We start from the raw sequence: 25831 nt of genomic DNA on the forward strand, positions 1-25831 counted from the left end.
CTGTGCCACCCTTCGGCATGCGCTCGCGGCCCTCGCTGCGCTCGGTGCACTCGCTCATGCCCGCCTCCAGGCGCGGCCCTCGCGGGCCAGCATCTCGTCGGACGCCCGCGGTCCCCACTCGCCGGAGCGGTACGGCTCCGGCGTGGTGCCCGTCCAGGCCGCCTCGAGCGGGTCGATGACCCGCCAGCTCTGCTCGATCTCGGCCGCGTCCGGGAACAGGGTGCGGTCGCCGACGAGCACGTCCAGGACGAGCCGCTCGTAGGCCTCCGGGCTGGACTCGGTGAACGCCTCGCCGTACTGGAAGTCCATCGCGATGTCCCGGACCTCCATCGTGGTGCCCGGCACCTTCGAACCGAACTTGAGCACCACGCCCTCGTCCGGCTGGACCCGGATGACCAGCTGGTTGTTGCCGAGCATCTCGACGTCGGCGTGGTCGAACGGCAGGTGCGGCGCCTTCTTGAACATGATGGCGATCTCGGTGACCCGGCGCGGCAGCCGCTTGCCGACCCGGACGTAGAACGGCACCTCCGCCCAGCGCCGGTTCTGGATGCCGAGGCGCACGGCGACGTAGGTCTCCGTCGTGGAGTCCGTCGGCACGCCCTTCTCCTCGAGGTAGCCGACGGCGCGCTCGCCGGCGACCCAGCCGGGCAGGTACTGGCCGCGTACCGAGTCGGTGGCGATGTTGCGGGGCAGGCTGATGGCCTTGAGGACCTTGAGCTTCTCCGCGCGTACGTCATTGGGGTCGAAGCTCGTCGGCTCCTCCATGCCCACCAGGGCGAGCAGCTGGAGCAGGTGGTTCTGCAGCACGTCGCGGGCCGCGCCGGAGGCGTCGTAGAACGCCGCCCGGGTGCCGATGCCGACGTCCTCGGCCATGGTGATCTGCACCGAGTCGACGTACTTGGAGTTCCACACCGGCTCGAACAGGTTGTTCGCGAAGCGCAGGGCCAGGATGTTCTGGACCGTCTCCTTGCCGAGGTAGTGGTCGATGCGGAACACGTCGGCGGGGGTGAAGACCTCGTCGACGAGCTGGTTCAGCGACATCGCCGTCTTCAGGTCGTTGCCGAACGGCTTCTCGACCACGACCCGGCGCCAGCCGCCGGACTTGGCGTTGTCGGCCATCCCGGTGCGGGCCAGCTGGTTGAGCACCAGCGGGAACGCGGCCGGCGGGATGGAGAAGTAGAAGGCGGCGTTGCCCGCGATGCCGTTGCGCTCGCGCAGCTCGTCCAAAGTGCTCGCCAGCTGGTCGAACGCCGTGTCGTCGTCGAACGAGCCGGGCACGAACTGGAACTGGCTCGCCAGCCGGGTCCACACCTCCTCGCGCCACTGCGTGCGCGCGCCCTTCTTGGCGGCCTCGTAGGCCAGCGACTCGAAGTCGCCGTCGCCCCAGTCACGGCGCGCGAAGCCCAGCACCACGAAGCCCGGCGGCAGCAGGCCGCGGTTGGCCAGGTCGTAGACGGCCGGGATGAGTTTCTTTCGGGAGAGATCGCCGGTGACCCCGAAGATCACCAGAGCGCAGGGCTCCGGGATCCTCGGTAGCCGTCGGTCCTGTGCCGTGCGCAGCGGATTACCCACGTGCCCATCCTGCCAGCTTTTCCTGCCCCCGCAGGCGTACGGGTGATGGTCGGTGCGGCAGCGTGCCGGCGGCGGCGAGCAGCTGCCGCACGCCCTCGGCGCGGTCGGTGAGGTGCAGGCGCAGCAGCGGGCGGCCCTCGCGCCGCAGCGCCCGCCGGTCGCCGGCGGCCCGGGCCGCCTGCCGGTCGCCGAGCGTGTGCGGCTCGCCCGGCACCCGCACGTCGCCGGCGGCCAGGCCGGTGATCTGCAGAAACGCGCCGTTTCGCGGTCCGCCCCTGTGGTATCGGCCCCAGCCGAACGAGACCGGCCGAGGGCAGGCGGCGGCCAGCAGCGGCCGTACGCCGGCCACCGCCGCGTCGGCGTCACGGTCCAGGAAGGCCCGTACGGCGAGGTGATCGTCCACGTCGGCGAGCAGCTCCCGCAGCGCGGAACCGAGGTCGGTCGCGCCGCCAGTGGTGAAGATCTCCACCGCGCCCTCGACGAAGGACGGCGCCCCGGGCTCCGGCACGGCGGTCTCGGGCTCGAAGCTCCGGAACGGGTCGACGCCGCGTACCCGCGCGGCGATGGCGACCGCGTACCGCCAGGCGAGGAACTGCGCGCCCAGCGGGCCGTTGACGGCCAGGTCGGGGCGGACGCCGCCGCCGGGGACCGCACCCGGTGCCAGGCTCCCGCCGTACGAGATGATCAGGACGTCTCCGGGCAGTGAGCCGGCGGCCGCGGGGGACTCGACCTCGATCGCGAGCAGGCCGAGCGCGCCGGTGACCAGGTCGGCGGCCCATTCGCCGAGGCCCTCGATGCCGGTGCCGTCCGGCACCAGGGCGATCCGGCCGGCGCCGGCCAGGGCGACGCCGAGCGCGAGCGCGGGGTTGTGGTGGTCGCCGGCCAGCGACGGGGCGAACAGCTCGGCCTCGTCGATCAGCTCGGCGACGTCCACGCCGGCGAAGGCGAGGGCGGTCAGGGCGCCGGGATCGCCCGGGACGTCGATGATGCCGGGCACGGGTCCGGACAACGCCACGAAGTGGCGGGCCGCCTCGGCGGGCGGGTAGCCGAGGTCGAGCCAGGCCTGCCGGAGGGGTTCGAGCAGGCCGTCGTCGCGGAGCACGACGAGCGTGCGGCGCAGCCGGCCGCCGTCGTCGATCAGCGCACGGACCCGCTGCGGGTCGGGGTCGTCGAGAACGGTCAGCCGCCGGCCCAGCGTGCGGGCCGCGACCTCGGCGGTGCCGCCGGGGCCGGCGAGCACCACGTCGGTGAGGTCGCCGAGCTCCTCGCGCAGTTCGGCGATCAGGGGCAGCAGCTCGCGGTCCCGCCGGCCGGCGTCCAGGAACTCCAGGGCCGCCTTCGCGCCGGCCTCGGCGGCCGGGCCCCACAGCGTCGGGTCCCCGCTGGCCAGCAGGCCGGGCACGCCCCGCGCGACCAGTTCGTGGCGGGAGGCCGCCGCCGGGCCGCCGAAAACGGCGAGCCCCGCGGCGGCCTCCATGACCGCGAACCCGTCGGTCACGTCACTTCGCGGCGTCGCTCGGATTCCGCGCGCCCGCGGAGGCGGCCGCGAGTGACTTCTTCACGTCCTCGAGCAGCTCGCCCCAGCTGGTCTCGAACTTCTCGACGCCCTCGTCCTCGAGGACCCGGAACACGTCGTCGAAGTCGATGCCGACCGCGGCGAGGTCGTCCATTACCTTCTGCGCGGCGGCGTACGAGCCGGTCACCGTGTCGCCACGGGTCTCGCCGTGGTCCTCGAACGCCTTGATCACCGATTCCGGCATGGTGTTCACCGTGCCGGGCGCGATCAGCTCCTCGACGTAGATGGTGTCCTTGTAGTCCGGGTTCTTCGTGCCGGTCGACGCCCAGAGCGGCCGCTGCGGGTGCGCGCCCGCGTCGGCCAGCGCCTGCCAGCGGGCGGTGCCGAAGACCTCGGCGTACGCCTGGTACGCGAGCTGGGCGTTGGCCACGCCCGCCTTGCCCTGCAGCGCCCGGGCCTCGTCGCTGCCGATCTTGTCGAGCCGCTTGTCGATCTCGGTGTCCACCCGGGACACGAAGAACGAGGCGACCGAGCCGATCTGGGTCAGGTCGTGCCCGTTGGCCTTGGCCTGCTCCATGCCCGCCAGGAACGCGTCCATGACGGCCCGGTAGCGCTCCAGCGAGAAGATCAGCGTCACGTTCACGCTGATGCCCTCGGCCAGGGTCGCCGTGATCGCCGGCAGGCCCGCCTCGGTCGCCGGGATCTTGATGAAGACGTTCGGACGGTCCACGAGCCACCACAGCGTCTTGGCCTCGGCCGCGGTCTTGGCGGTCTCGTGCGCGCTGCGCGGGTCGACCTCGATCGACACCCGGCCGTCGACGCCGGACGACGCGTCGTACGCGGGCTTCATGACGTCGGCGGCCCAGCGCACGTCGTACGAGGTCAGCAGCCGCACCGCCTCCTCGACCGTGACGCCCTGCGCGGCGAGGTCCTTGAGCTGCGAGTCGTACGCGTCGGCGTCGGCGAGCGCCTTGGCGAAGATGGTCGGGTTCGTGGTCACGCCGACCACGTGCTGCTCGCGGCGCATCCGGTCCAGCGAGCCGCTCTGCAGGCGGACGCGGGAAAGGTCGTCGAGCCACACCGCCACACCTGCGGCGGAAAGGTCAGCCAGCCTGTCGGTCATCGCTACTCCTCAAGTTTCTTCTACCTCTAGTACGGCGGAGCCGCCTCGGTAGCTCAGGTACCGGTCGTGTAACCGGTGATTTCTCCGACCTTGGCGAGGGCGGCGTTGGCCTTGGCGACGACGTTGTCCGCGGTGAAACCGAACTGCTCGAACAGGATCTTGGCCGGGGCGCTGGCGCCGTAGTGCTCGATGCTCACCGGCTCGCCGGCCTCGCCCAGGATGCGGTCCCAGCTCATCCGGATGCCGGCCTCGACCGTGACCCGGGCCTTGACGCCGCGCGGCAGGACCTCCTGCTGGTACGCCGCGTCCTGCTCGTGGAACCACTCCTGGCACGGCATCGACACCACCCGGGTCGGGGTGCCCTCGGCCTCGAGGCGCTCCTGCGCGGTGAGGCAGTACTGCACCTCGGAGCCGGTGCCGATGAGGATGACCTGCGGCTGTCCGGTCGACGCCTCGGAGAGGATGTAGCCGCCCCGCAGGGTGCCCTCGGCCGACGCGTACCGGTTGCGGTCGATGGTGGGCAGGTTCTGCCGGGAGAGCGCGAGCGCGGTCGGGCGGTCGGTGTGCTCGAGTGCGCCGCGCCAGGCCCAGGTGGTCTCGTTGGCGTCCGCCGGGCGGACCACGTCGAGGCCGACGATGGCGCGCAGCGCGGAGAGCGTCTCGATCGGCTGGTGGGTCGGGCCGTCCTCGCCCAGGCCGATCGAGTCGTGCGTCCACACGTAGATGACCGGCAGCTTCATCAGCGCGGAGAGCCGGACGGCGCCGCGCATGTAGTCGCTGAAGACCAGGAACGTGCCGCCGTACGGGCGGGTGCCGCCGTGCGCGGCGATGCCGTTGAGGATCGAGCCCATGCCGTGCTCGCGGACGCCGAAGTGCAGCGTGCGGCCGTACTCGTGGCCCGGGAACGCCTTGGTGGCGTACTCGCTCGGGATGAACGAGGGCTCGCCCTTCATGGTGGTGTTGTTGCTCTCCGCCAGGTCGGCGGAGCCACCCCAGAGCTCCGGCAGGACCCCGGCGAGGGTTTCGAGCACCTTGCCGGAGGCGGCGCGGGTGGCCAGGCCCTTCGGGTCGGCGGGGAACTCGGGCAGCGCGGCCGTCCAGCCGTCGGGCAGGGCACGGGAGCTCAGCCGGTCGAACAACTTGCGGCCCTCGGGGTTGCTCGCGGACCAGACCTCGAATGCCTTGTCCCAGTCGGCGTGCAGCGCCCGGCCCCGGTCGGAGACGAGGCGGGCGTGCGCGAGGACCTCGTCGGCGACGGCGAAGTCCACGTGCGGGTCGAAGCCGAGGATCTGCTTGGTGGCCTTGACCTCGTCGGCGCCGAGCGCCGAGCCGTGGATCTTGCCGGTGTTCTGCTTGTTCGGCGCGGGCCAGCCGATGATCGTGCGCAGCACGATGAACGACGGCTTGTCGCTGACGGCCCGGGCGGCCTGGATCGCCGCGAAGAGCTCCTCGACGTTCTCGTCGTAGTCGCCCTTGCTCGGGTCGCCCTTGCGCCAGTCGACGGTGTGCACGTCCCAGCCGTACGCGGCGTAGCGGGCGCCGACGTCCTCGTTCTTGGCGATCCGGGTGTCGTCCTCGATGGAGATCTCGTTGTCGTCGTAGATCACCGTGAGGTTGCCGAGCTTCTGCACCGCGGCGACGGCGCTCGACTCGTGGCTGACGCCCTCCTCGATGTCGCCGTCGGAGCACAGCACGTAGACGTGGTGGTCGAAGACCGACTCCTCGGCGTCCGGGTCGAACAGGCCGCGCTCGCGGCGGGCGGCCATGGCCATGCCGACCGCGTTGCCGATGCCCTGGCCCAGCGGGCCCGTGGTGACCTCGACGCCGGGGGTGTGCCCGTACTCAGGGTGACCGGGGGTCAGCGAGCCCCACTGGCGCAGCGCGGCCAGATCGTCGAGCGCCAGGCCGTAGCCGGACAGATAGAGCTGGATGTAGAGGGTCAGGCTGGAGTGGCCGCAGGAGAGCACGAAACGGTCCCGGCCGGCCCAGTGCGGGTCGGTGGGGTCGTGCCGCATGACCCGGTTGAAGAGCAGGTAGGCCGCCGGCGCCAGGCTCATCGCCGTGCCGGGGTGCCCGTTACCGGATTTCTCGACCGCGTCCATGGCCAGCACCCGGACGGTGTCGACCGCCCTCCGGTCGAGGTCGGACCAGTTCAGATCGTCTTTGGCAGCCACGTCGGTTGTACTCCTCGGCCATGGTGGGGGAACCCTTTTGACTTGACCCTATCCATTAGCGGTAAACAACCGCCCGCCGAACCGGAACGGCCCATACGCTGAGAGCGGACGCGGAGCGACGGGGGACTGCGCCGCACGACACCCCCTGGACACCTCGACCGAGGAGCGCCCCGGGCTGCGCGTAGTCTGTCCCAACGTGCCAGCCGGTCCCGGCCGGCAACGGCTAAGTTCAACCCTCGCCGATGCCGGAAGGTGGCTGTCCGTGAGCATGATCACCGAGCGTCCCGACCAGGGGCGGTCGCCCGGTCTACTCCCGGCGCCACGGGCGGCGGAGCCTGCGCGGCGTCGCCGCGACGTCGGCGCCGTCATCAGGGCGTATGTCTCGCTGACCAAGCCGCGCATCGTCGAGTTGCTGCTGGTGACCACGGTCCCGGCGATGATGCTCGCCGCGGGCGGCTGGCCGGACCTGTGGCTGGTCGCGGTGGTGCTGGTCGGCGGCTCGCTGGCGGCCGGCGCGGCGAGCGCGCTGAACTGCTACATCGACCGGGACATCGACCAGCTGATGCGGCGCACCAAGCGCCGCCCGCTGCCCGCGCACGACGTGACCCCGCGCTCGGCGCTGGTGTTCGGCCTGGTGCTGGCGACCATCTCGGTCGTGCTCATGGGCGCCTTCACCAACTGGCTGGCCACGGCGATGACGGCCGGCTCGATCTTCTACTACGACGTGGTCTACACGCTCTGGCTCAAGCGCCGGACGCCGGCGAACACGTTCTGGGGCGGGATCTGCGGCGCGGCGCCCGTGCTCATCGGCTGGGCGGCCGTGACCGGGTCCATCGCCCCGCTCGGGTGGGCACTTTTTGCCGTTGTCTTTTTTTGGCAGATGCCGCATTTCTACGCATTGGCCATCAAATACAAGGACGACTACGCCCGCGCGGGCATCCCGATGCTCCCGGTGGTGCGCTCGGCCGGCCGGGTCAACGCCGAGATCCTGATCTTCACCGTGCTGATGCTGGCCGCGTCGCTGGCGGCCTGGCCGCTGGGCCTCGGCCCGATCTACGGGGTCACGGCCATCGTCTCGGGCCTGATCTTCCTGTCCGAGGCGGTGCGGCTGGTGGGTCGCTCCCGGCGCGGCGAGCCGCTCAAGCCGATGCGCCTCTTTCACTGGTCCTACACGTACCTGACGATTCTCTTCATCGCGGTCGCGGTCGACGCGCTCATCTGAGTAACAAACATCACGTCGCGACATTCACGTACGTCGCACAGAATGCCCGTTATTCGGGTTATCGGAGTGACGTGGCTTACCCCTTTAGGTGGAACCGGGGAGCGGGTGTAATTCGGGCAATATAGGCCCAAAACAATGCCCCCGAAGGCTAAACCCGCAGGTAATTGCCATCACAATTCCCCGCCGTCTGTGCTTGCTCGCCGTCGAGTTCTGCCTAGAGTGCGAGTCATGGCAGAAGGTTCCGTTACGACACTGACCGCCGACATCAAGTCATTCGCCAACGGCCACGGCGGGGCGAAGGCGGTCATTGAGTATGTCGGCAAGCGCGGCGCACGCATCGTCCTGGTCGGCGAGGACGGCGAGTGGACCGACCAGTTCGCGGCCGACGGCACCGACGTGGCCCGCCAGGCGTGCGAGACGGCGGGCGTCGCGGTGGAGAACGAATGGGAGCGCGAGCTGATGGAGCAGATGCGCCCGAGCAACGACCTGTGGCGTGCGATGTCCCGCCGCAGCCTGTCGCGCTGACAGCTCTGACCCCTACCGCGGCACCCACCGACAGGCCCGACCACAAATACCCCACTGACCGACCGCAGCGACCCGGGAGCGATCCCGGGTCGCTTCTCGTTGCGCCGGGGGCTCAGGCGACGGGGGTTGCCACCTTGGTCTCGGTGGCCGGTGTTGCCGGCTGGGCCGGGGCGGCGGCGGGCCGCTCGCGCAGGCTCCACAGCACGCCCAGCGTCGCCACCCAGACCAGGCAGGCGCCCAGCATGTGCGCGCCGACCAGCAGGACCGGCAGGTGGGTGAAGTACTGGACGAAGCCGATCAGCCCCTGGCCCAGCTCGACCACGATCAGGACGCCCGCCGCCCGGACCGCCGGCCCCGGCGCCCCCGCCGCGCGCAGCGCGAACCAGAGCCCCACCGAGAGTCCGATCAGCAGGAACACCAGGTCGGCGTGGACCTGGGAGATCAGCTCCGGGTCCAGGCCGTTGCGCTTGGCGTTCTCGTCGCCCGCGTGCGGGCCGCTGCCCGTGACGACCACGCCGACCACGATCACCGCGCCGCTCGCCAGCGCCGTCAGCCGGGCCAGCGCCGACAGCGGCGCCGCCACCAGCCGGCGCGGGGGCCCGTCACCCTCGGCGGTGCGTCTCCAGAGCGCGTAGGCGAGGGCGATCAGCGCCATCGAGAGCAGGAAGTGGAGCCCGACCACCCACGGGTTCAGGTCCGTCAGGACCGTGATGCCGCCGATCACGCCCTGACCCGGGATGCCCAGGAGCACCGCGAGCGACAGCAGCACCAGCGAGCGGCGCCGGGGCCGCTCGAGCAGGGCCGCGACGAAGCAGGCCAGCGCGATCACGCCGAGCGCGAGGCCGAGCAGGCGGTTGCCGAACTCGATGACGCCGTGCACGCCCATCTCCGCCGTCGTGGTGTACGACGCCTCGGTGCACCTGGGCCAGGTGGGGCAGCCGAGGCCGGAGCCGGTCAGCCGGACCGCCGCACCCGTGACGACCAGGCCGATGTTGGCGATCAGGGAGGCGAGTGCCAGCGGGCGCAGGAGGGTGCGTTTGCTCACGCGGGGAATCGTACGCCCGAATTTGATCTTGATTTGAGGCGGTCGTGGGCGCCGGTGTCATGGATCACCGGGTCCGCCGTTTGCGGGTCGCCGATGAAATACGTAACGTTAGCGTAGTGAAAACACGGGAACTCGCTGCGCCGGCCGGTATGGCCGTGGGCTTCCGTGTGCCCACCAGCGAAAACACCGATGGCCGCACCCGGGACCGGGTGGCCCAGCTGCTCTTCGAGAGCGGCGCCGCGACCGCCGCCGAGCTCGGTTCCCAGCTCGGGCTCAGCCCCGCCGCGATCCGCAAGCACCTCGACGCCATGCTGGCCGAGCGGCTGGTCGAGGTCCGCGAGAGCCGGCACCACGGCCCCCGCGGCCGGGGCCGGCCCGCCAAGGCGTTCGTGCTCACGGCGGAGGCCCGGGAGGGTTTCCCGCACTTCTACGACGGCATCGCCACCGCCGCCCTGCGCTGGATCGCCGAGCACGGCGGCCCCGACGCGGTCAGCGCGTTCGCCACCGCTCAGGTCGCGCCCCTGGAGGAGCGCTGCCGGGCTGCGCTGGCCGAGGCCGGCGACGATCCCATCGCCAGGGCGGAGGCACTTGCTCAGGCCCTGACCGCCGAGGGTTACGCTGCCAGTTCGACCGCGATCGCGTCCGGCGGGCAGCTGTGCCAGCACCACTGCCCGGTGGCGCACGTGGCCGCCGAGTTTCCCCAGCTGTGCGACGCCGAGACCGCGGTCATCTCGCGGCTCATCGGCACACACGTGCAGCGTCTCGCCACCATCGCGCACGGCGACGGGGTGTGCACCACGCACATCCCCGGCCCGTCGCGTGTAACCGATACAACCGCCACCACTGTGAGGACAGATAGATGACCGAGCAGACCGTCCAGCCCGTCGTGACCCAGGAGGAGCACCTCGCCGCCCTCGGGAAGTACGAGTACGGCTGGGCCGACGCCGACACCGCCGGGGCGACCGCCCAGCGCGGCCTGTCCGAGGCCGTGGTGCGCAACATCTCGGCGCTCAAGAACGAGCCGCAGTGGATGCTCGACCTGCGGCTCAAGGGCCTGCGTCTCTTCGACCGCAAGCCCATGCCGAACTGGGGCGCCGACCTCACCGGCATCGACTTCCAGAACATCAAGTACTTCGTGCGTTCGACCGAGAAGCAGGCCGCCTCCTGGGACGACCTGCCCGAGGACATCAAGAACACGTACGACAAGCTCGGCATCCCCGAGGCGGAGAAGCAGCGCCTCGTGTCCGGTGTCGCGGCGCAGTACGAGTCCGAGGTCGTCTACCACAAGATCCGTGAGGACCTTGAGGAGCAGGGTGTCATCTTCCTGGACACCGACACCGCGCTGCGCGAGCACGAGGACATCTTCAAGGAGTACTTCGGGACGATCATCCCGGTCGGCGACAACAAGTTCGCCGCGCTGAACACCTCGGTGTGGTCGGGTGGCTCCTTCATCTACGTGCCGAAGGGCGTGCACGTGGACATCCCGCTGCAGGCCTACTTCCGGATCAACACCGAGAACATGGGCCAGTTCGAGCGGACGCTGATCATCGTCGACGAGGGTGCCTACGTGCACTACGTCGAGGGCTGCACCGCGCCCATCTACTCCTCGGACTCGCTGCACAGCGCGGTCGTCGAGATCATCGTCAAGAAGAACGCCCGCTGCCGTTACACGACCATCCAGAACTGGTCGAACAACGTCTACAACCTGGTCACCAAGCGCGCCACCTGCGAGGAGGGCGCGACCATGGAGTGGGTCGACGGCAACATCGGCTCCAAGGTGACGATGAAGTACCCGGCCGTCTACATGACCGGCGCGCACGCCAAGGGCGAGGTGCTCTCGGTCGCGATGGCCGGCGAGGGCCAGCACCAGGACGCGGGCGCCAAGATGGTGCACGCCGCGCCGCACACCTCCTCGACGATCATCAGCAAGTCGATCGCCCGGGGCGGCGGCCGCACCTCGTACCGGGGCCTCGTGCAGGTCCTGGACGGTTCGCACCACAGCGCCAGCACCGTCAAGTGCGACGCGCTGCTGGTCGACACCATCTCCCGCTCGGACACCTACCCGTACGTCGACATCCGCGAGGACGACGTGTCGATGGGTCACGAGGCGACCGTCTCCAAGATCAGCGACGACCAGCTCTTCTACCTGATGAGCCGGGGCCTGACCGAGGACGAGGCCATGGCGATGATCGTGCGCGGCTTCATCGAGCCGATCGCCAAGGAACTCCCGATGGAGTACGCCCTCGAACTGAACCGCCTGATCGAGCTGCAGATGGAAGGGGCCGTCGGCTGACCGCCGGCGCCCCGCCCCCCGAACGCACCGGACCACCAGAGCAAGGATGAGATGACTACCGAGGCCATGGCACCGCCGAGCACCAAGTCGCAGGTGCTGCGCTCCTTCGACGTCGCCGACTTCCCGGCCCTCAACGGCCTGGAGGAGGAGTGGCGCTTCACCCCGATCAAGCGGCTCGGTGAGCTGATCACCGCCGGCGCCCTCACCGGCGCCGCGCCGGTGTTCGAGGCCGGCGACCTGCCGGCCGGGGTGTCGGTCACCCAGGTCGACGCCGGCAAGGTCGAGCCGGTGCTGACGCCGTTCGACCGGGTCAGCGCGCTCGCGTTCGGCTCGGCGGCGTCGGTGACGCTGATCGACGTCGCCGCCGAGACGGTGGAGGCCGAGCCGGTCGTCATCAAGGTCGTCGGCCAGGGCGGCGCCGCCGCCGGGGCCCGCACCTACGTCCGGGTGGGCAACTTCGCCAAAGTCACGGTCGTCCTGGAGCAGGTCGGTGCCGCCACCCTGGCGGACAACATCGAGGTGGTCCTCGGCGACAGCGCCCAGCTCACCTTCGTCACGCTCGCCGAGTGGGACGCCGAGACGGTGCAGGCGCAGCACATCCGGTTCCGGGTCGGCCGCGACGCCCGCGTCGACCACGTCCAGGTCTCGCTGGGCGGCAGCCTGATCCGCCAGTTCGCCAGCGTCGAGTACGCGGGCCGCGGCGGCCAGGCCGAGCTCTGGGGCCTGTACTTCGCCGACGCCGGCCAGCACATCGAGCACCGCCAGCTGGTCGACCACGGCGTGCCGGACTGCCGCAGCTACGTCGGCTACCGCGGCGCGCTGCAGGGCCGGTCCGCGCACACCGTCTGGGTCGGCGACGTGGTCATCCGGGCGGCCGCGACCGGCACGGAGACGTACGAGATCAACCGGAACCTGCTGCTCACCGACGGCGCCCGCGCCGACTCGGTGCCGAACCTGGAGATCGAGACCGGCGAGGTGGTCAGCGCCGGGCACGCCAGCGCGACCGGCCGCTTCGACGACGAGCAGCTTTTCTACCTGATGGCCCGCGGCATCCCCGAGGAGTCGGCCCGCAAGCTCGTCGTGCGCGGCTTCTTCGCCGAGCTGATCCACAAGATCCCGGTCGAGGAGCTGCGCGAGCGCCTGGGCGACGCCATCGAGGCCAGGCTGGCTAAGGCCGGCTCATGACCTTTGAGCTCGTGGGCAGGGCCGAGGACGTCGTGAAGGGCAGCGTGGCGACCGCCAGCATCGACGGCGTCGATGTCGCGATCGTGCACGCCGACGACGACCGCTTCTACGCCGTGCGCGACGAGTGCAGCCACGCCGCCATCGCCCTCTCCGAGGGGGAGGTCGACGGCTGCACCCTCGAGTGCTGGCTGCACGGCTCCCGCTTCGACGTGCGTACCGGTGAGCCCTCCGGCCCTCCCGCCACCGAGCCGGTGGCAACCTTTCCCGTCGAGATCCGCGACGGCGACATCTACGTCTCTACGACACCGAGCAATGGAGTAATGCCGTGAGCACCCTCGAGATCCACGACCTGCAGGTGTCGGTCAAGTTGCCCGATGGCGACCTGAAGCCGATCCTCGCCGGCGTCGACCTGACCGTGAAGGCCGGCGAGACGCACGCCATCATGGGCCCGAACGGCTCCGGCAAGTCGACCCTGGCCTACTCCATCGCGGGTCACCCGAAGTACGAGATCACCGGCGGCACGGTGACCCTCGACGGCGAGGACGTCCTCGCGATGACCGTCGACGAGCGCGCCCGCGCCGGCCTCTTCCTGGCCATGCAGTACCCGGTCGAGGTGCCCGGCGTCTCGGTGGCGAACTTCCTGCGCACCGCGAAGACCGCGATCGACGGCGAGGCGCCCAAGCTGCGCACCTGGGCCGGCGAGCTGCGCGGCGCCATGGAGAAGCTGCAGATGGACCCGGCGTTCGCCCAGCGCAACGTCAACGAGGGCTTCTCCGGCGGCGAGAAGAAGCGGCACGAGATCATGCAGCTCGAGCTGCTCAAGCCGAAGATGGCGATCCTCGACGAGACCGACTCCGGCCTCGACATCGACGCGCTGCGCATCGTCAGCGAGGGCGTCAACCGGGTGCGGGCGTCCGGCGAGGCCGGCCTGCTGCTGATCACGCACTACACCCGGATCCTGCGCTACATCAAGCCGGACTTCGTGCACGTCTTCGTCGCCGGCAAGATCGTCAAGGAGGGCGGTCCCGAGCTCGCCGAGCAGCTCGAGGCCGAGGGCTACGAGCGTTACGTGGCCTCCGCGAACGCCTGAGGATCGAGGAACCGATCATGACGTTCGACGTGCGCCTGGTGCGAGCCGACTTCCCGATCCTCGATCGGGAGGTCAACGGGCATCCGCTGGTCTACCTCGACAGCGCGAACACCTCGCAGAAACCGCGCCAGGTGCTCGACGCGATGCGCGTGCACCAGGAGCGGCACAACGGCAACGTGTCCCGCTCGGTGCACACGCTGGGCACCGAGTCGACGACCGCCTACGAGGACGCCCGCGCGAAGATCGCCACCTTCATCGGCGCGTCCTCGCCCGACGAGGTGGTGTTCACCAAGAACTCCACCGAGGCGATCAACCTGGTCGCCTACACGTCGGAGCGGCTGCTCTCGCTCGGCCCGGGTGACGAGATCGTGGTCTCCGAGATGGAGCACCACTCCAACCTGGTGCCGTGGCAGCAGCTGTGCGAGCGCACCGGCGCGACCCTGCGCTGGTTCGGCGTCACCGACGAGGGCCGGCTCGACGAGTCGAACCTCGAGGAGCTGGTCAACGAGCGCACCCGGATCGTCGCGATCGTGCACATGTCCAACATCCTCGGCACGATCAACGACCCGTCGCGGATCGTCGCCCGGGCGCGCGAGGTCGGCGCGAAGGTGCTGCTGGACTGCTCGCAGTCGGTGCCGCACCTGCCGGTCGACGTCGCCGCGCTCGGCGCCGACTTCATCGCGTTCACCGGGCACAAGATGCTCGGCCCGACCGGCATCGGCGTGCTCTGGGGCAGGTTCGAGCTGCTCGAGGCCATGCCGCCGTTCCTGTCCGGCGGGTCGACGATCGAGACCGTGACGATGACCGGCACCACGTTCGCGCCGCCGCCGGCGCGCTTCGAGGGCGGCACCCCGCCGATCACCGAGGCCATCGGCCTCGGCGCCGCGGTGGACTACCTGACGGCGCTCGGCATGGAGAACGTGCAGGAGCACGAGCAGGAGATCACCGCGTACGCGTTGAAGGCGCTCGCGGACATCCCCGGCGTGCGCGTCTTCGGCCCGGCGACGCCGGAGGGCCGCGGCGGCACGGTTTCGTTCGAGGTCGAGGGGGTACACCCGCACGACGTCGGGCAGATTCTCGACGATCTCGGTGTCGAGGTGCGGGTTGGCCACCACTGCGCGCGCCCGGTGTGCGCGCGGTTCGGGGTACCGGCGATGACCAGGGCCTCCTTCTACCTCTACACGACGACCGACGAGATCGACGCCCTGGCGCGCGGTCTCGAGCAGGTTCGGAAGGTGTTCGCCTGATGGTCGATCAGCTCTACCAGGACATCATCCTGGACCACTACAAGCACCCGCACGGCAAGGGCCTGCGGGAGCCGTTCACGGGCGAGGCGCACCACGTCAACCCCACCTGCGGCGACGAGGTGACGCTCCGGGTCGCGATGGACGGCGCCACCTTCTCGGACATCTCGTACGACGGGGTGGGCTGCTCGATCAGCCAGGCGTCGGCGTCCGTGCTGCACGAGCTGCTGCAGGGCGTCACCGCAGACGAGGCGAGCCGGGTGCACGAGGCCTTCGTCGCGCTGCTGCAGAGCCGCGGCGCGATCGAGCCCGACGAGGAGGTGCTCGGCGACGGCATCGCGTTCGCCGGCGTCGCGCGTTATCCAGCCCGGGTCAAGTGCGCGCTGCTGCCGTGGATGGCGTTCAAGGACGCCGCGGCCCGCGCCGGCGTCGGGGTTGGCCCGGAGGTGACGGCATGACCGGCGCAGGAGGAAACAGCATGACGGACAGTGTGGAAGAGATCGCCCCCGCCGCGGAGGCCGCGAAGCCGGACGCCGAGGGCGGCGCCCCGGTCAAGAAGGCGACCGTCGCCGAGGTCGAGGAGGCGATGAAGGACGTCGTCGACCCCGAGCTGGGCATCAACGTGGTCGACCTCGGCCTGGTGTACGACGCGCACATCGACGACGACAACGTCGCGACGCTGGACATGACGCTGACGTCGGCGGCCTGCCCGCTGACCGACGTGATCGAGGACCAGACCCGCCAGGCCCTGACCACCGGCCCCGGCGGCGGCCTGGTCAAGGACTTCCGGATCAACTGGGTGTGGCTGCCGCCATGGGGCCCCGACAAGATCACCGACGACGGCCGCGACCAGCTGCGGACGCTGGGCTTCAACGTCTGAGACAAGACCTCGCTAGAACGCCGGACCGGGCAACCGGTCCGGCGTTTTCGTCTAGCGTGGGAGATATGGGATATTCCTCCGGCTTGTCGCCGGCGATGCTGCTGAGCGCGGCCCTCGTCGCCTGTTCGGTCGGGCCCGGCCCCACGGTCGGTCCGACGGGCGGTGCGGCATCCCGAGGCACGGTTCCCGTCGCAGGCGCTGCCGCGGCGGTGCTCATCGGCGCCGGGGACATCGCCGACTGCGCCAGCACCGGCGACAGCCGGACCCTCGCGGTGGTCCAGCGCAACGCCGGCACGGTGTTCACCCTGGGCGACAACGCCTACCCGAGCGGCAGCAAGGCCGACTTCGCCCGCTGTTACGCGCCCACCTGGGGCAAGGTCAAGAACCGGACCCGCCCGGCCATCGGCAACCACGACTACCACACCGCCGGCGGGGCACCCTACTTCGACTACTTCGGGCCGAAGGCAGGACCGCGGGGCAAGGGCTATTACTCGTACGACGTCGGCGCCTGGCACGTGGTCGTGCTGAACAACAACTGCCGGTCCGTGCCGGGTGGCTGCGGCACCGGCTCCGCGCAGCAGCGCTGGCTGCGCGCCGACCTTGCCGCCGCCGGGAACTGCACCGTCGCGATGGCGCATCATCCGCAGTTCTCCTCGGCGGACAGACACCCGCCGACCGCGCAGACCCGTCCGCTGGTGCAGACGCTCTACGACGCCGGGGTGGAACTGCTGCTGGCCGGGCACGATCATGTCTACGAGCGTTTCGCGCCGCAGACGCCGACCGGGCGCCCGGACCCCGACCGCGGCATCCGGGAGATCATCGTCGGCACCGGCGGCGGCGCCGAGCGGCACACGTTCGGCCCGGCCGCGGCGAACAGCGAACGGCGCGAGAGCGACACCCTCGGGGTGCTCCGGCTGACCCTGCGGCCGGGCTCCTACCGCTGGGACTTCCTGCCGGTGGCCGGCGAGACCTTCACCGACTCCGGCACCGGGACCTGCCACTGAGCGCCTAATTCGGCAGCCGTAGCCCGGCCATGCCGCCGTCGACCGCGAGCAGCGTGCCCGTCGTCGAGGCGGCGAGCGGGCTCGCCAGGTAGGCGATCGCCTGCGCGGCCTCGCCGGCGCTGACCAGCCGGCCGATCGGCTGGCGGGAACGCAGCGCGGCCCCGGTCGCCGCGGGATCGTCCGCGCCGGCCAGCAGCCGCTCGACCCAGGGCGTGTCGGCGGTGCCGGGCAGGACGGCGTTGACCCGTACCCCCTCGCGGACGTGGTCGGCGGCCATCGCCAGGGTCAGCGCGGCCACCGCGCCCTTGCTGGCCGCGTACAGGGCGCGCTGCGGCACCCCGACCGAGGCGACCACCGAGCAGGTGTTGACGATCGCGGCGCTGGGCGAGGCGAGCAGCAGCGGCAGGGCGGCGCGGGACATCCTCGCGATGCCGACCACGTTGATGTTCAGCACCCGGTGCCATTCGTCGTCGCCGTTCGCGGTGACGTCGCCGGTCGCGCCGATCCCGGCGTTGTTGACCAGGATGTCGAGGCGGCCGAACCGGGCGGCGACGGCGGCGACCGCGGCGTCGACGGACGCGGAGTCGCCGACGTCGCAGACCACCGAGAGGTCGCTGTCGTGGTCGGCGAGGTCGAGGCCGGCCACCCGCGCGCCGCGCTCGCGCAGCACGGCGACGGTCGCGGCGCCGATCCCGCTCGCGCCGCCGGTGACGATCGCGGTGAGTCCTTCGAGGTCAGTCATGACACGATCCCTTCGCCGCCGGGCTGACGTGGATCTTCGGGCCGGAGCCCCAGGACGGGTGCCGCTCGCCGGCCAGCACCGCGGGAACGTCGTCCAGGCCGACGGTGGCGGCGATCAGCGGGCGCGGGTCGACCAGGCCCGCCGCGAACAGCTCGACCGTCCCGGCGAAGCCGCCCGACGCGCTGAGCACCCCGACGGCGGTGACGTCCTTGAGCACCAGGGCCCGGGTGTCGACCGGACTGGGCCCGCTCGCCAGCCCCACGTAGACCACCCGGCGGCCCGGCTCGACCAGCTCGGCGGCGAGTGCCGGCAGCGCGGCGGAGTTGGAGGCGTCGATGACCGCGTCCCACGGCAGCCGCGGCAGGGTCTCGGCGGTCCAGGCCCGGGTGAAGCCGATCGAGGCGGCGAACTCCAGCCCCGCGCCGGCCCGCCCGAGCAGGTGCACCTCGGCGCCGCCCGCGGCGGCGATCTGGGCGGCGAGCAGGCCGATCGTGCCCGGCCCGAGCACGAGCAGCCGGCCGCCGGGCGGCAGCGCCGCCGCCTGGACCGCGCGCAGCGCGTTGCCGCCGGGTTCGACCAGGGCGCCGAGCGCGGGATCGACGGAGTCGGGCAGCGCCTGCAGCGCCTTGACGGGCACGGCCAGCTGCTCGGCGAGCGCGCCGGGCCGGCCGTTGCGGACGCCGATCTCGTCCCGGTCGGCGCAGACGTGCTGCCGCCCGGTCGCGCACCGGTGGCAGCGTCCGCAGCCGAGCATGGTGTCGCCGGTGACCCGGCGCCCGATCCAGGCCACATCTACCCCGGCCCCGACGGCGGCGACCGTGCCGGACCACTCGTGCCCGATCCGCATCGGGTACTCCGCCTGGCCGGTGTGCAGGTAGGACATGGCGCCGCTGAAGAACTCCATGTCGGTGCCGCAGACACCGGCCCGCTCCACGTCGACCACCACCTCGCCGGGGCGGGCGTCGGGCGGCGGCACGTCGCGGACCTCGGCCCGGCCCGGGCCGGTGATCACGAAGGCGCGCATCAGCGGGCGGCCACCACGGTCTGGCGCTGGCTGCCCAGCCCGTCGATGCCCAGCTCCATGACGTCGCCCGGCCGCAGCCAGGGCGGCGGGTCGAGGCCCATGGCGACGCCGGGCGGCGTACCAGTGTTGATCAGATCGCCGGGCTCCAGCACCATGAACTGACTCAGGTACCGCACGATCTCGTACGGGTCGAAGACCATGGTAGCGGTGCTGCCGGTCTGCCGGCGTACGCCGTTGACGTCGAGCCACAGGCCCAGCGCCGACACGTCCGGCACCTCGTCCGGCGTCACGAGCCACGGCCCGGCCGGGTTGAACGTCTCGGCCGACTTGCCCTTCGACCACTGCCCGCCGCGCTCGATCTGGAACGCGCGCTCGCTGATGTCGTTGCACACCACCCAGCCGGCGATCGCGGCGCGCGCGGCGTCGTGATCCTCCAGGTAGCCGGCCCGGCGGCCGATCACGATGCCGAGCTCGACCTCCCAGTCGAGCTTGGTGGAGCCGCGCGGCTGCCGGACGTCGTCGTTCGGGCCGACCAGCGTGTTGGGCGACTTGGTGAACAGGATCGGCTCGTCCGGCACCGGCTGGCCGGTCTCGGCGGCGTGGTCGCGGTAGTTGAGCCCGATGCAGACGATCTGGTGCGGGCGGGGGATGGGCGCGCCGATCCGCTCGCCGGCGAAGGGCGCGACCCGGCCGGCGGCGATCCGGGCGTCGACGGCCTCCCGGAACTCCTCCGGCGCGGCGAAGAACTTCTCGCCCAGGTCGGCGACGTCGACGTAGCCGTCGTCGTCGACCCGGACGACGGCCCGCTCGGCGCCGGCCTCCCCGATCCGCATCAGCTTCATCGCTCTCCCGACGTCGGTCCGGCCCAGGGGGCCACCGGCAGGCCGGTCACGCCGGCCTCGGCGAGGAAGAGACGACCCGACATCGGGTACGCGGCCAGGCGCTCCGCGTCCAGCTCGTCCGTCGCCGTGGTGATGAGCATCCGGTCCAGCCCGGGGCCGACGAACGCGACGCTGCTGGTGTGCGGGGCGGCCACCTCGACGACGTCCCCGGTCGGCCGCCCGTCGGGGGTGTACCGGCGCACCTCGCCGGCGCCCCAGACCGCGATCCACAGGTGCCCGTCGGCGTCGGCGCACATCCCGTCGGGCACGCCGTCGTCGATCCGCAGCCACTCCCGCCGCGGGCCGACGGCGCCCGTGGCCACGTCGTACGCGCGGACCCAGACGATGCCGGGGACGCTGTCGATGCTGTAGAACAGCGTGCCGTCCGGGCTCCAGGCGAGCCCGTTGGAGAGGGTCAGGTCGTCGTCGAGCGTGGTCAGGGTGCCGTCGCGCTCGAGGCGGACCAGCGTCTCGCCGCCCCGGGAGCGGTTGAGCGTGAGCGAGCCGACCAGGAACCGCCCGGCCGGATCGCAGGCGGCGTCGTTGAGGCGACTTCGGGATCCCTCGGCGATGACCCGCGCGCCGGCGGCTCCGCGCGGCACGGTGAACACGGTCTTCGCCCCGGCGACGAGCAGCTCGCCGGCCGCGGAGCAGACCACCGCGCCGACCGTGCGGTCCAGGTGGTGCGTGGCGGTGACGATCACCCGGTCGCCGTCGAGCCGGCCCTCGTGCACCGCGCCGGCGGGGATGTCGACCCAGAGCAGCCGCTCCCGCGGGCCGTCCCAGACGGGGCCCTCGCCGAGGGCGAAGGTCTGCTCGCCGGCGACGGCGGCGAGGTGTCTCATCGGGCCTCCACGGTCGCTCGGATCGCCGGGACCTGGGCGATCAGGGTGGTCAGCGGGGTGCGGGAGGCGGGCGCCGAGACGCTGACCGCGCCGCTCGGCCGGGTCGGCGACGCCATGAACACCGGCACGGCGAGGCACACGATGCCGGGCTCGTTCTCCTGGTCGTCGACCGCGTAGCCGTCGACCCGGACCCGGCGCAGCGCGGCGGCCAGGGCCGGAGCGGTGGTCAGGGTCTGCGGGGTGCGGGAGGCCAGGGCGCGTCCGCCGATCCAGTCGGCGACCGCCTCGTCGTCGGCCAGCGCGTACGCCAGGAGGAGCTTGCCGACCGCCGTGCTGTGCACCGGATTGCGGCCGCCGACCGTCGAGGTCAGGCGCAGCGCGCCGGACGGCGGGTCGACCTTGGCCCGGTAGACGACGGTGTCGCCGTCGAGGACGGCGTAGTGCGCGGTCTCGCCGTAGCGCACGGCCAGCTCGCTGAGCACCGGCGCGATGCGCAGGTGGTCGGGGCGGGCCTCGTGGTGCGCGAACGCCAGCCGCAGGAACTCGTCGCCGAGCACGTACCGGCCGCGCCCGTCGCGGCCGGCGAAGCCGAACCGGCACAGCGCGGCCAGGGCCCGGTGGACGGTGGGTTTGGGGCTGGCCACCGCGCGGGTCATCTCCTCGAGCGTGACGCCGCCGGCGTGCCGCGCCAGCTCGGTCAGGACCGCGAGGACGCGATCCGTGCCGACCAAGGGGGGTGCGATTTCCGTGGGCACCGGCGTACCGTACCGGATATTCCAGATAGGACACCAGCGTTCCGATAATTGGAAGATTCATGCCTGAGCTGCGCAGCGCCCAGTGGTACGCCGGACCGGACCGCAACGCCTACATCCATCGCGCCTGGATGCGCCGGGGAGCGCCGAACTCGGCGTTCGAGGGCCGCCCACAGATCGCGATCGCCAACACCGCCTCCGATCTGACCCCGTGCAACAGCCACCTCGACGAGGTCGCCGAGCATGTCGGGCGCGGCGTCTGGGAGGCCGGCGGAGTACCGCTGAACCTGCCGGTCGTGTCCATCGGCGAGACACAGGTGCGCCCGACCGCGATGCTGTGGCGCAACATGGCCGCGATGGCGACCGAGGAGATGCTGCGCGCCAACCCGGTCGACGGCGCCGTGCTGCTCGGCGGCTGCGACAAGACCATCCCGTCGCTGCTCATGGCGGCGGCCTCGGTCGACCTGCCGGCCGTCGTCGTGCCGGGCGGGCCCATGCTCACCGGCACGTTCCGCGGCGTGCCGCTGGGCTGCGGCACCGACGTGTGGCGCCTGTCCGAGGAGGTGCGCGCCGGCACGCTGAGCCGGGCCGCGTTCCTCGACTCCGAGTCCTCGATGATCCGCAGCCGCGGGCACTGCAACACCATGGGCACCGCGTCCACGATGGGGCTGCTCGCCGAGGCGCTCGGCACGGTCCTGCCCGGCACGGCGGGCACCCCGGCACCGGACAGCCGGCTGCTGGCCCGGTCGCACGAGACCGGCCGGCTGATCGTGGAGATGGTCGACGCCGACCGGCGGCCCAGCCGGGTGCTCACCGCCGGCTCGTTCCACAACGCGATCGTCGCGCTGGCCGCGCTCGGCGGCTCCACCAACGCGGTCGTGCACCTGCTGGCGATCGCGGGCCGGCTCGGCGTGCCGCTGACCCTCGCCGACTTCGACCGCATCGCCGCCGAGGTGCCGCTGCTGGTAGATCTCCAGCCCGCCGGCAAGTACCTGATGGAGGACCTGTACCGGGCCGGCGGCCTGGCGGCGGTGCTGCGTGAGGTGGCCGACCTGCTCGATCCCGCAGCGATCGACGTGACCGGGCGGCCCTTCGTCGAGTCGCTCGCCGACGCGCAGATCTTCGATCCCGAGGTCATCCGCACCCGGGGCGCCCCGGTGCTGCCCAGCGCCGGCATCGCCGTGCTGCACGGCAACCTCGCGCCGAAGGGCGCGATCATCAAGCCCGCGGCGGCCAGCCCGCACCTGCTGCGGCACCGCGGCCGGGCCCTGGTGTTCGACTCCGTCGAGGACTTCCACGCCCGCATCGACGCGCCGGACCTCGACGTCGACGCCGACTCGGTGCTGGTGCTGCGCGGCTGCGGGCCGCGCGGCTACCCCGGCATGCCCGAGGTGGCGAACATGCCGCTGCCCACCCGGCTGCTGCGGCAGGGCGTGCGGGACATGGTCCGGGTCTGCGACGGGCGGATGAGCGGCACGGCGTACGGCACTGTCGTGCTGCACGTCGCGCCGGAGGCCGCCGCCGGGGGACCGCTCGACCGGGTACGGGACGGCGACTGGATCACCCTCGACGTCGAGGGGCGGAGCATCAGTGTGGACGTACCGGATGAGGAGCTGGCGGCGCGCGAGCCGTCGGCGGCGCTGCGTGCCGCGGTGGCCCGGCCGGTCCGGGGCTGGCAGAAGCTCTATGTGGACACCGTGCTCGGCGCCGATACCGGCGCCGACCTGGACTTTCTCGTCGGCTCGAGCGGCGACGGGGTGAGCCGCGAGTCGCATTGACAGACATTGTCGGTCCCCGGTGGTAGACAACGGGAATGAGTCAGATGCCGCCGTTCCCCGAGTCGCTCGACCTCATCGCCGAGCGGTCCGCCGCGCTCCGCGTGGCGCTCGCCCGCGCGAGCGACCTGGACAGCCGCGTGCCGGGCTGCCCCGACTGGTCCCTGCGTGAGCTGGTCGCCCATCTCGGCCGGGTGCAACGGTTCTGGGCGGCCGCGGTCGCCGCCGGTCCCGCCGACGGCCCGCCGCCCGGCTCGGCCGTCGTCGACCCGCGGCCGGTCGGCGACCTGACGGCCTGGTCGGCCGAGTCGACGCGCCTGCTGATCGAGTCGCTGCGCGCGGCCGGACCGGACCGCGACTGCTGGACCTGGTGGGGCGCCTCCGACGCGCCGATGACGTCCGGCGCGGTGGCGCGCCACCAGGTGCAGGAGGCGGCCGTGCACGCCTACGACGCGCAGGAGACCGTCGGTAAGCCCGAGCAGATCCCGGCGGGCGTCGCCATCGACATCATCGACGAGCTGCTGGTGGTGACCCTCGGCTCGCTCGGGGCGTGGCCGCACCGCTCGGCACGGATCGCGCTGTCGGCGACCGAGGGGCCGACGTGGACCCTCGACCTGACGCCCGGCGGCGCGCGTTCCGGCCCGGCGGCGGGCGACGAGCCCGACGCGACGATGCGCGGCTCGGCCGGCGACCTGGTGCTCGCGCTCTACACCCGCATCCCGCTGGACCGCATCGAGATCGACGGCGACCGGGAGACCGTCGAGCGCTTCCAGGCCTGGACCGACACCCGCTGATCAGAGGTGCTCGACCGAGTTGTACCCGTCCAGCACGAGGCGCCCGGAGGAGCCGTCGAACCGGGTGATCGAGGCGTTCAGCACCCGGCCGGCCTCGGCGACGACGGCGGCCAGCCCGACCCAGTCCAGGCCCTCGATGACATATCGCATCATCAGCACCACGGCGTCGTGCGCGACCACGACCACCCGCGCGCCGGCGTGCCGGGCGTTCAGGTCGTCGAGGAACAGGCTCAGCCGCGCGGCGATGTCCTCGAAGTTCTCGCCGCCGGGCGGCCGGTAGGTGTATTCGTTCGCGTGCTCCTTCCAGCGAGCGGGCTCGTCGGGGAAGCGGGCCGCGATCGCCGCCCGGGTGAGCATCTCCAGGTCGCCGAGCAGCCGGTCGACGAGCCGCTCGTCGGCGGCCGGCGCCGGCAGCCCCAGGCCGGACGAGTCGGCCGCGATCCGCCAGGTCTCCCGGGCCCGGAGATAGGGGGAGACGATCACCACCTCGGGCGCGCGCTCGGCGGGGAGCGCGGCGAGCCAGCGCCCGACGGCCCGGGCCTGCTCGACGCCGAGGGCGGTCAGCTCGACGTCGGTGTCCCGGCCGGTCAGCCCCGACTCGAGCAGGCCTCTCTCGTCCGCTAGCGGAAATGCGACGTTCGCCACACTCTGCCCGTGCCGGATCACGATCAGCTCGGCGACGACGCCCGTACGACGAAAATCTGTGGCCATCAACCGAGTGTGCGGTCATCATGGCTGCGTGACAAAGCTGAGCCTGCCCGCGCACCTGCCCGCCGCCGAGCCCTGCCGGGCCGTGCGACAGCAGCGTGCCGCCGCCGGCCCGGCTATGCACCCACCCGTGCCGTGAACGGCCCGTTCCTGGCCGGCGTCGTCGCCGGCTACGGCGTCGCCGTGCCCGTCGGCGCGATCGCCGTACTGATCGCCGGCCTGACCGCCCGCACCTCGCTGCGCGTCGGCGCGGCGGCCGGGCTGGGCGCGGCCACCGCGGACGGCGTGTACGCCCTGGTCGCGGTCCTGGGCGGCGCGGCCCTGGCCGGAACGATCGCCCCGATCGCGACGCCGCTGCGCTGGACCGCGGCCGCCGTGCTGGTGGCGCTCGCGGTGCACACCGCCCGGTCGGCGCTGCGGAAGCGGACCGGCGCGGCCGCCACGGTCACGACCACGCCCGGCGCGGCCTACCTCGGCGTCCTCGGCCTCACGATGCTCAACCCGGCGACGGTCGTGTACTTCGCGGCGCTGGTGCTGGGCCGCGGCGGCGCGGGCGGCGGCGTGTGGTTCGTGCTGGGCGCGTTCCTGGCCTCGGCGAGCTGGCAACTGCTGGTGGCCGGCGGGGGCTCCCTGGTCGGGCGGGTGCTGACCGGCGAGCGCGGTCGCCTGGTGACCGCCCTGGTCTCCAGCGCCGTCATCGCGATCCTGGCCGTCGGCCTGGTGGTCTGATCAGAGGTGTTTCGCCGCCTCGCGCACCGAGAGCGGGGACAGCGCGTCGCGGTGCCGGGCGAGGTAGCGGCGTACCGCGTCCGGGTCGGTACGGGCGTAGTGGCGCAGCGCCCAGCCGATCGCCTTGCGGACGAAGAAGTCGGGGTGGCCCGCCTGCCGCGTGCAGTAGCCGAAGAGCCGGTCCGTGTCCGTCTCCGCGCCGTAGTGCAGCTGGTGCAGTATCGCCGTGCGGACCAGCCACTTGTTCTCCTCGGCGGACCACGCGTCCATCCGGGCGCCGAGCTCCGGATGCCGCCGCACCAGCCCGCCGACGAACCGGGTGGCCAGCGGGTCGATCGTGTCCCACCACGATTTGGTCGTGATCAGCCGCTGCGCGGTGTCCAGGAAGTCCGGGCCCGGCACCGCCACGTGGCTGCGCAGCAGGTCGCAGGCGAAGTACTGGTACTCCCGCTCCTCCAGCTCCCAGCAGGCAAGCGCCACCGCGCGCAGGTCCGCCTCGGTCGGCGCGGGCAGGCCGGCCAGTACATGACGGGCCAGCGCCCGCAGTGCCGGTGTCGGCAGGCCGAGGAAGGCGAACTGGTTTCGCATGTATGCCGCCGTGCCAACGGCGCGCTCGGGGTCGCGGGCCGCGCCGAACTCCCGGACCAGCCGGTCCAGCAGCTCGTCGGCGAGCGGTCGGGTCATGTGACGATCATCGCACCGTAGGGT

Annotated in this window: 26 protein-coding genes; 14 read left to right on the top strand and 12 right to left on the bottom strand. The window is 72.0% G+C overall.

Translation table 11 applies throughout. The annotated features are described in order from the left end of the window. Nucleotides 1-54: 54 nt before the first annotated feature. The 4 genes from zwf to tkt are packed head-to-tail and all read right to left on the bottom strand — an operon-like array spanning nucleotide 55 to nucleotide 6313. A complete protein-coding gene (zwf, locus tag ACIBSW_RS15590) occupies nucleotides 55-1572 on the bottom strand; it encodes a glucose-6-phosphate dehydrogenase (RefSeq protein WP_354721264.1) in 1518 nt (505 codons plus the stop codon). After that, on the bottom strand, nucleotides 1565-3070 hold the full coding sequence (locus tag ACIBSW_RS15595; protein WP_354721262.1) for a glucose-6-phosphate isomerase: 1506 nt from the start codon (nucleotides 3068-3070) through the stop codon (nucleotides 1565-1567). The genes zwf and ACIBSW_RS15595 overlap by 8 nt, the downstream gene beginning before the upstream one ends. A 1-nt stretch (nucleotide 3071) precedes the next feature. Further along, the gene (gene tal / locus ACIBSW_RS15600; RefSeq protein WP_354721260.1) at nucleotides 3072-4211 is read right to left on the bottom strand and encodes a transaldolase; all 1140 of its coding nucleotides are present in this window, start codon (nucleotides 4209-4211) and stop codon (nucleotides 3072-3074) included. 53 nt (nucleotides 4212-4264) lie between these two features. Then, on the bottom strand, nucleotides 4265-6313 hold the full coding sequence (tkt, locus tag ACIBSW_RS15605) for a transketolase (RefSeq protein WP_354721286.1): 2049 nt from the start codon (nucleotides 6311-6313) through the stop codon (nucleotides 4265-4267). Between the two features lie 334 nt (nucleotides 6314-6647). Between tkt and ACIBSW_RS15610 the strand changes: the two genes are divergently transcribed. Continuing rightward, nucleotides 6648-7607: a heme o synthase gene (locus ACIBSW_RS15610; protein ID WP_404799340.1), complete on the top strand. Its 960-nt coding sequence runs from the start codon at nucleotides 6648-6650 to the stop codon at nucleotides 7605-7607. Between the two features lie 228 nt (nucleotides 7608-7835). Then, nucleotides 7836-8132: a hypothetical protein gene (locus ACIBSW_RS15615; RefSeq protein ID WP_354721258.1), complete on the top strand. Its 297-nt coding sequence runs from the start codon at nucleotides 7836-7838 to the stop codon at nucleotides 8130-8132. A gap of 112 nt (nucleotides 8133-8244) precedes the next feature. On the opposite strand, the gene ACIBSW_RS15620 is transcribed toward ACIBSW_RS15615, so the two are convergent. Then, nucleotides 8245-9177, bottom strand: a complete 933-nt coding sequence (locus ACIBSW_RS15620) for a COX15/CtaA family protein (RefSeq protein ID WP_354721256.1) — start codon at nucleotides 9175-9177, stop codon at nucleotides 8245-8247. Nucleotides 9178-9275: 98 nt separating this feature from the next. Here ACIBSW_RS15620 and ACIBSW_RS15625 point away from each other — a divergent pair, with 98 nt between their 5' ends. From ACIBSW_RS15625 to ACIBSW_RS15665, 9 genes are all read left to right on the top strand, one after another. Next, nucleotides 9276-10040, top strand: a complete 765-nt coding sequence (locus ACIBSW_RS15625; RefSeq protein WP_354721282.1) for a transcriptional regulator — start codon at nucleotides 9276-9278, stop codon at nucleotides 10038-10040. Then, entirely contained in the window at nucleotides 10037-11470 is a 1434-nt protein-coding gene (gene sufB, locus ACIBSW_RS15630) for a Fe-S cluster assembly protein SufB (RefSeq protein WP_354721254.1), read from the top strand. The genes ACIBSW_RS15625 and sufB overlap by 4 nt, the downstream gene beginning before the upstream one ends. Before the next feature lie 51 nt (nucleotides 11471-11521). Further along, nucleotides 11522-12655, top strand: a complete 1134-nt coding sequence (gene sufD / locus ACIBSW_RS15635; RefSeq protein ID WP_354721252.1) for a Fe-S cluster assembly protein SufD — start codon at nucleotides 11522-11524, stop codon at nucleotides 12653-12655. Beyond that, complete coding sequence (locus ACIBSW_RS15640) at nucleotides 12652-12984, top strand: non-heme iron oxygenase ferredoxin subunit (protein ID WP_354721250.1); 333 nt, start codon at nucleotides 12652-12654, stop codon at nucleotides 12982-12984. Before sufD ends, ACIBSW_RS15640 begins: the two co-directional genes overlap by 4 nt. Then, nucleotides 12981-13745, top strand: a complete 765-nt coding sequence (gene sufC / locus ACIBSW_RS15645; RefSeq protein ID WP_354721248.1) for a Fe-S cluster assembly ATPase SufC — start codon at nucleotides 12981-12983, stop codon at nucleotides 13743-13745. The genes ACIBSW_RS15640 and sufC overlap by 4 nt, the downstream gene beginning before the upstream one ends. A gap of 17 nt (nucleotides 13746-13762) precedes the next feature. Beyond that, on the top strand, nucleotides 13763-14992 hold the full coding sequence (locus ACIBSW_RS15650) for a cysteine desulfurase (protein WP_354721246.1): 1230 nt from the start codon (nucleotides 13763-13765) through the stop codon (nucleotides 14990-14992). Further along, complete coding sequence (gene sufU / locus ACIBSW_RS15655) at nucleotides 14989-15447, top strand: Fe-S cluster assembly sulfur transfer protein SufU (RefSeq protein ID WP_354721280.1); 459 nt, start codon at nucleotides 14989-14991, stop codon at nucleotides 15445-15447. Before ACIBSW_RS15650 ends, sufU begins: the two co-directional genes overlap by 4 nt. A 20-nt stretch (nucleotides 15448-15467) precedes the next feature. After that, on the top strand, nucleotides 15468-15869 hold the full coding sequence (locus tag ACIBSW_RS15660; RefSeq protein ID WP_354721244.1) for a metal-sulfur cluster assembly factor: 402 nt from the start codon (nucleotides 15468-15470) through the stop codon (nucleotides 15867-15869). Nucleotides 15870-15934: 65 nt separating this feature from the next. Beyond that, nucleotides 15935-16873, top strand: a complete 939-nt coding sequence (locus tag ACIBSW_RS15665; RefSeq protein ID WP_354721243.1) for a metallophosphoesterase — start codon at nucleotides 15935-15937, stop codon at nucleotides 16871-16873. Nucleotides 16874-16877: 4 nt separating this feature from the next. On the opposite strand, the gene ACIBSW_RS15670 is transcribed toward ACIBSW_RS15665, so the two are convergent. From ACIBSW_RS15670 to ACIBSW_RS15690, 5 genes are read right to left on the bottom strand one after another with little or no spacing between them, the layout of a single operon-like run. Next, entirely contained in the window at nucleotides 16878-17615 is a 738-nt protein-coding gene (locus tag ACIBSW_RS15670; protein ID WP_354721241.1) for an SDR family oxidoreductase, read from the bottom strand. Beyond that, nucleotides 17608-18639, bottom strand: a complete 1032-nt coding sequence (locus tag ACIBSW_RS15675) for an alcohol dehydrogenase catalytic domain-containing protein (protein WP_354721239.1) — start codon at nucleotides 18637-18639, stop codon at nucleotides 17608-17610. The genes ACIBSW_RS15670 and ACIBSW_RS15675 overlap by 8 nt, the downstream gene beginning before the upstream one ends. After that, complete coding sequence (locus ACIBSW_RS15680; protein ID WP_354721237.1) at nucleotides 18639-19481, bottom strand: fumarylacetoacetate hydrolase family protein; 843 nt, start codon at nucleotides 19479-19481, stop codon at nucleotides 18639-18641. Before ACIBSW_RS15680 ends, ACIBSW_RS15675 begins: the two co-directional genes overlap by 1 nt. Further along, nucleotides 19478-20365, bottom strand: a complete 888-nt coding sequence (locus ACIBSW_RS15685) for an SMP-30/gluconolactonase/LRE family protein (RefSeq protein WP_354721236.1) — start codon at nucleotides 20363-20365, stop codon at nucleotides 19478-19480. Before ACIBSW_RS15685 ends, ACIBSW_RS15680 begins: the two co-directional genes overlap by 4 nt. Next, nucleotides 20362-21120 carry an IclR family transcriptional regulator gene (locus ACIBSW_RS15690; RefSeq protein WP_354721234.1) on the bottom strand — a complete coding sequence of 253 codons (759 nt, stop codon included), beginning with the start codon at nucleotides 21118-21120 and terminating at the stop codon, nucleotides 20362-20364. Before ACIBSW_RS15690 ends, ACIBSW_RS15685 begins: the two co-directional genes overlap by 4 nt. Nucleotides 21121-21179: 59 nt before the next feature. On the opposite strand from ACIBSW_RS15690, the gene ACIBSW_RS15695 reads away from it, so the two are divergent. Together ACIBSW_RS15695 and ACIBSW_RS15700 are read left to right on the top strand one after the other, a co-directional pair. Further along, on the top strand, nucleotides 21180-22895 hold the full coding sequence (locus tag ACIBSW_RS15695; RefSeq protein ID WP_354721232.1) for an IlvD/Edd family dehydratase: 1716 nt from the start codon (nucleotides 21180-21182) through the stop codon (nucleotides 22893-22895). A 35-nt stretch (nucleotides 22896-22930) separates the two neighbouring features. Next, on the top strand, nucleotides 22931-23686 hold the full coding sequence (locus tag ACIBSW_RS15700) for a maleylpyruvate isomerase family mycothiol-dependent enzyme (protein ID WP_354721230.1): 756 nt from the start codon (nucleotides 22931-22933) through the stop codon (nucleotides 23684-23686). On the opposite strand, the gene ACIBSW_RS15705 is transcribed toward ACIBSW_RS15700, so the two are convergent. Beyond that, nucleotides 23687-24397, bottom strand: coding sequence for a histidine phosphatase family protein (locus tag ACIBSW_RS15705; RefSeq protein WP_354721228.1), 711 nt, complete (start codon nucleotides 24395-24397; stop codon nucleotides 23687-23689). A gap of 132 nt (nucleotides 24398-24529) precedes the next feature. Between ACIBSW_RS15705 and ACIBSW_RS15710 the strand changes: the two genes are divergently transcribed. Next, complete coding sequence (locus ACIBSW_RS15710) at nucleotides 24530-25123, top strand: LysE family transporter (protein ID WP_354721226.1); 594 nt, start codon at nucleotides 24530-24532, stop codon at nucleotides 25121-25123. Here the strand turns inward: ACIBSW_RS15710 and ACIBSW_RS15715 are convergent, their stop codons facing one another. Beyond that, on the bottom strand, nucleotides 25124-25807 hold the full coding sequence (locus ACIBSW_RS15715) for a DNA alkylation repair protein (protein ID WP_354721224.1): 684 nt from the start codon (nucleotides 25805-25807) through the stop codon (nucleotides 25124-25126). Nucleotides 25808-25831: the final 24 nt, after the last annotated feature.

This window comes from Actinoplanes sp. NPDC049668 (genome assembly GCF_044465445.1).
Lineage (GTDB): Bacteria > Actinomycetota > Actinomycetes > Mycobacteriales > Micromonosporaceae > Actinoplanes.

What these genes read in the sequence shown, in the direction of transcription:
- ACIBSW_RS15650 (WP_354721246.1), top strand. Translation starts at nt 13,763, where the DNA reads ATGACGTTCGACGTGCGCCTGGTGCGAGCCGACTTCCCGATCCTCGAT.
- ACIBSW_RS15665 (WP_354721243.1), top strand. Translation starts at nt 15,935, where the DNA reads ATGGGATATTCCTCCGGCTTGTCGCCGGCGATGCTGCTGAGCGCGGCC.
- sufB (WP_354721254.1), top strand. Translation starts at nt 10,037, where the DNA reads ATGACCGAGCAGACCGTCCAGCCCGTCGTGACCCAGGAGGAGCACCTC.
- ACIBSW_RS15700 (WP_354721230.1), top strand. Translation starts at nt 22,931, where the DNA reads ATGAGTCAGATGCCGCCGTTCCCCGAGTCGCTCGACCTCATCGCCGAG.
- ACIBSW_RS15615 (WP_354721258.1), top strand. Translation starts at nt 7,836, where the DNA reads ATGGCAGAAGGTTCCGTTACGACACTGACCGCCGACATCAAGTCATTC.
- ACIBSW_RS15660 (WP_354721244.1), top strand. Translation starts at nt 15,468, where the DNA reads ATGACGGACAGTGTGGAAGAGATCGCCCCCGCCGCGGAGGCCGCGAAG.
- ACIBSW_RS15670 (WP_354721241.1), bottom strand. Translation starts at nt 17,615, where the DNA reads ATGACTGACCTCGAAGGACTCACCGCGATCGTCACCGGCGGCGCGAGC.
- ACIBSW_RS15640 (WP_354721250.1), top strand. Translation starts at nt 12,652, where the DNA reads ATGACCTTTGAGCTCGTGGGCAGGGCCGAGGACGTCGTGAAGGGCAGC.
- ACIBSW_RS15705 (WP_354721228.1), bottom strand. Translation starts at nt 24,397, where the DNA reads ATGGCCACAGATTTTCGTCGTACGGGCGTCGTCGCCGAGCTGATCGTG.
- ACIBSW_RS15685 (WP_354721236.1), bottom strand. Translation starts at nt 20,365, where the DNA reads ATGAGACACCTCGCCGCCGTCGCCGGCGAGCAGACCTTCGCCCTCGGC.
- tkt (WP_354721286.1), bottom strand. Translation starts at nt 6,313, where the DNA reads ATGGACGCGGTCGAGAAATCCGGTAACGGGCACCCCGGCACGGCGATG.
- ACIBSW_RS15675 (WP_354721239.1), bottom strand. Translation starts at nt 18,639, where the DNA reads ATGCGCGCCTTCGTGATCACCGGCCCGGGCCGGGCCGAGGTCCGCGAC.
- ACIBSW_RS15715 (WP_354721224.1), bottom strand. Translation starts at nt 25,807, where the DNA reads ATGACCCGACCGCTCGCCGACGAGCTGCTGGACCGGCTGGTCCGGGAG.
- ACIBSW_RS15695 (WP_354721232.1), top strand. Translation starts at nt 21,180, where the DNA reads ATGCCTGAGCTGCGCAGCGCCCAGTGGTACGCCGGACCGGACCGCAAC.
- tal (WP_354721260.1), bottom strand. Translation starts at nt 4,211, where the DNA reads ATGACCGACAGGCTGGCTGACCTTTCCGCCGCAGGTGTGGCGGTGTGG.
- ACIBSW_RS15680 (WP_354721237.1), bottom strand. Translation starts at nt 19,481, where the DNA reads ATGAAGCTGATGCGGATCGGGGAGGCCGGCGCCGAGCGGGCCGTCGTC.
- sufD (WP_354721252.1), top strand. Translation starts at nt 11,522, where the DNA reads ATGACTACCGAGGCCATGGCACCGCCGAGCACCAAGTCGCAGGTGCTG.